This is a genomic window from Desulforegula conservatrix Mb1Pa (genome assembly GCF_000426225.1).
Taxonomy (GTDB): Bacteria; Desulfobacterota; Desulfobacteria; order Desulfobacterales; family Desulforegulaceae; genus Desulforegula; species Desulforegula conservatrix.
This window is the reverse complement of the sequence record NZ_AUEY01000142.1, coordinates 1-3,318: the sequence shown is the minus strand read 5'-3', so window position 1 is coordinate 3,318 and position 3,318 is coordinate 1. Positions and strand designations below refer to the sequence as shown.

Here is a 3,318-nt window from a genome sequence, read left to right as displayed (position 1 = left end):
ATATTTTTTGCCATGCTACACCTCCATCATATCTGGATAATCTTTCACATGCCTTAAGATAAGCATGGCGGAGTAAAAATGGTAATCAAATAAATTATTGTGGTTCTGCCTAATTTTCAGTTTAGGTTCTTTTAAAACCGCAGCTGTCAAAACAAACAATTTTTTGCCTCCGGCGGGTCGCTTTTTGAAAAAAGCTACCCGCCGGAGGCATTTCCGCATCAATATTGGCCATAGTCTATCTCAAATCTCAAGAGGCCGCCAGTCCTGAAAAACAGGCTGATACCCTGTTTCAGTTATTGCGGAAACCATCTGCTCCACGCTTCTTTCGTCAGAAATATCAAACTGGCCGGTGCCTTCGTCTTTTTGGGTATGGCCGCCGACAGCAGTTGTAACGCCTGCCGACATTCTTGTCACGCCCAGTTTCATGATCTGGTTTCTGAACTTTGAGCTTTCCCTTGTTGAGATGGAAATACCGCATCTTGGCATAAATATGCGGAGAGCCAGCATTATTTGAACAAAGCTTATGTCTGATACCGGAAACTTTGGCTCATATGATCCTGCGTGGGGTCTCATCCTTGGAAGGGACATGCTGATTTCTACGTCCGGGTATTTATCCTGAAGATAGGCAGCATGCAGACCAGATATGAATGAGTCGATTCTCCAGTCATCCAGCCCAAGCAGAGCGCCAACGTTGACCATTCGCATGCCTGCCTTGCAGCCCCGTTCAGGAGCATCAAGCCTGAATCTGAAGTCTTTTTTGGGACCAAAAGGATGAAGCGAGTCATAAAGCCTCTCATTATAGGTTTCCTGATAAATAGTCAGACCATCGACTCCGGCATTTACAAGACTGATGTATTCCTGTTCTGTCAGGGCATATATTTCAATGGCTATGGAGCTGAAATATTCTTTCAGTTTGCGGCTGCATTCCTCAAGATAACCTATGGTGGCAACTTTGGGAGCATCTCCCGTTAGAATAAGTATATGCCTTAAACCAGTATCTGCTATTGATTTTGCCTCATCACCCAATTCATCTATGGTCAGCTGCTTTCTGGGTATTTTGTTATTGCAGCCGAATCCGCAGTAAACGCATCCGTTTGTGCAGAAATTGGACAGATAAATCGGAGTAAACAGCTGGATTATTCTGCCGAACTGCCGAATTGATATCTCATGGGCTTTTTGTGCCATGTCTTCTATAAATGGCTCTGCGGCAGGGGAGAGTAGTGCAAGAAAATCTTCCGGCGAGCATGTCCGGCCAGCAAGGACTCTCCGGACATCATTTTTTGATATATTGCCGATGTAACCGGAAATATCCTGGGACTTGATTGACTCGATCACTTCATAAAAACTCATGCTTATGCTCCGGTGCTTTCAAATAGAAATCCGGTCAATGGAGAAGACGCTGATGCCCGTCCCTGACTAACAGCGCCTGTACCTGCCAGAAAAGCGGTTCTTCCTGCTTCGACTGCTCTTCCAAAAGCCTCTGCCATTGCGATTGGGTCTTTGCTGCCTGCAATTGCAGTGTTGACAAGACATGCGTCCGCCCCCATTTCCATTGCCTCACATGCGTGGGAAGGTTTTCCGATTCCTGCATCAACGACAATGGGGATTTTTATTTCATCAATTAGAATGCCAAGCATTTCCTTGGTTCTTAGCCCTCTGTTGCTGCCAATCGGAGCGCCAAGCGGCATGACAGCGGCAGCTCCTGCATTCACCAGGGCTTTTGCGACCATCAGATCAGCATTGACATATGGAAGTACGACAAATCCTTCCTTGGCCAGAATCTCGGTGGCTCTTACTGTTTCATAACCGTCAGGCAAAAGATATTTGTTGTCTGAAATTACCTCTATCTTTATCCAGTTTCCGCAGCCCATTGCCCTTGAAAGACGGGCTATACGAACCGCTTCTTCCGCAGTTCTCGCACCTGATGTATTTGGCAGAAGCTGGACAGTTTTTGGGATATGTTTCATCACATTATCTGTTTTTGCCGCAAGATCCACTCGTCTAAGGGCGACTGTAATCACCTGGCTGCCAGAAGCTGATAAAACTCCCGGGATAAGTGTGTCAGACGGATATTTTCCTGTTCCCACAAAAAGGCGGCTTTTCAGTTTCAAACCACCGATCTCGAGGTCATCATCATAAAATTTGGATTTGGAAAGGTTCAGATCCATTATTCTTATCCTCCTCCCACAAAGCTCAGAACTTCGAGCCTGTCGTTTTCTTTTAGTACAGTTTTTGAATAATGCTCTGTTTCAATGACGGTTTCGTTAAGTTCAACCACCACAGAGTCAGGTTTAAGATCGTTTGACGACAGAATTTTATGAATTGTCGTACCCACTTCAAGCTCTTCTGTTTTGCCATTTATTATTATTTTCATGAGTCTCTCTGATTTGTATTTGTTCACAAAAGCCTCTGTGAGATTAATCTGCCACCCCAAAAGATGATCGTAGGGTGCTCAAGCCGCAAGGCTTGTGCACCAGATACGAGCGCTTTTTGTCCGTAATCAGCATTAATCGGGTGCCTTTATATGGTTTTTACCGTAAAAAGCCAATTCGTAGGATTAGAGAGCCCTTTGCTCGTAATCCGACGTCGATCCGAATGCCTACCGGTCGCTTTTTTAAAAAAGCTCCGCAAAAACTTTTTGTTAAAAAACCAGATTTCTGGCGCATAAAACAACAAAAGGCCTGCCAATATGGCAAGCCTTGAAGTGTCCTTATTTATATGCTGCCTGAAAGGGCAGCCAGACATTTCATTGCTTCCCTACGGCAGTATGAACTGCTTCAGGTTCCAAGGGTCGGAATTAAATCCCTCTCAGCCCGTTTTGCTTTAAGGCTCCCCCAGCAATCGAATACAAATCTTTGTTCTTATACGAAATGCCTTGTCTGAAAGTAAAGGTTTTTTTGATGGGCATATGACAGCGTTTTAAAATCTGATTTTATCAGCAGCATTATGGGCACAATCTGCGAATTCCTGATTGCTGTAATTTCTATTCTGGCAGGCATTTATTGCTTAACACAAGGTCTCGATTGGAGCGGTAGCTTTTTAGTAGGCTCTGGGCTAACATGCCTTGTTGTGGTTTTTGTGTATGGCAGCAATTAACGTAGAAAGGAAAGGGAAATAGTTATGGATTTGAGTTCAACACCAAAACCGGCAAAAGTCTGGAATATACGTGAATCTTACTTTTTGTGACCTTGTCATCCTTGAAGAAAACCAAAAGGCAAAAAGGAATTTGATTACCACTCTGCTTCAGCCATAGAAAGCATGGTTGATGGCATGGGCGGAGTCCTAAGAGCAACATAAATAAGTCTGTGAATCATGGAC

At 44.3% G+C, this 3,318-nt stretch carries 3 protein-coding genes and 1 riboswitch; all 3 genes read right to left on the bottom strand.

The genetic code is table 11. The annotated features are described in order from the left end of the window. Positions 1–240: 240 nt before the first annotated feature. The 3 genes from thiH to thiS are packed head-to-tail and all read right to left on the bottom strand — an operon-like array spanning position 241 to position 2,401. Positions 241–1,350 carry a 2-iminoacetate synthase ThiH gene (gene thiH / locus K245_RS0121030; RefSeq protein ID WP_027360745.1) on the bottom strand — a complete coding sequence of 370 codons (1,110 nt, stop codon included), beginning with the start codon at positions 1,348–1,350 and terminating at the stop codon, positions 241–243. Positions 1,351–1,352: 2 nt separating this feature from the next. Then, entirely contained in the window at positions 1,353–2,168 is an 816-nt protein-coding gene (locus tag K245_RS0121025) for a thiazole synthase (RefSeq protein ID WP_035277896.1), read from the bottom strand. 5 nt (positions 2,169–2,173) lie between these two features. After that, positions 2,174–2,401, bottom strand: coding sequence for a sulfur carrier protein ThiS (gene thiS / locus K245_RS0121020; protein ID WP_198013956.1), 228 nt, complete (start codon positions 2,399–2,401; stop codon positions 2,174–2,176). Positions 2,402–2,737: 336 nt separating this feature from the next. Next, positions 2,738–2,846: riboswitch (TPP riboswitch) on the bottom strand. Positions 2,847–3,318 lie beyond the last annotated feature (472 nt).

What these genes read in the sequence shown, in the direction of transcription:
- thiH (WP_027360745.1), bottom strand. Translation starts at nt 1,350, where the DNA reads ATGAGTTTTTATGAAGTGATCGAGTCAATCAAGTCCCAGGATATTTCC.
- K245_RS0121025 (WP_035277896.1), bottom strand. Translation starts at nt 2,168, where the DNA reads ATGGATCTGAACCTTTCCAAATCCAAATTTTATGATGATGACCTCGAG.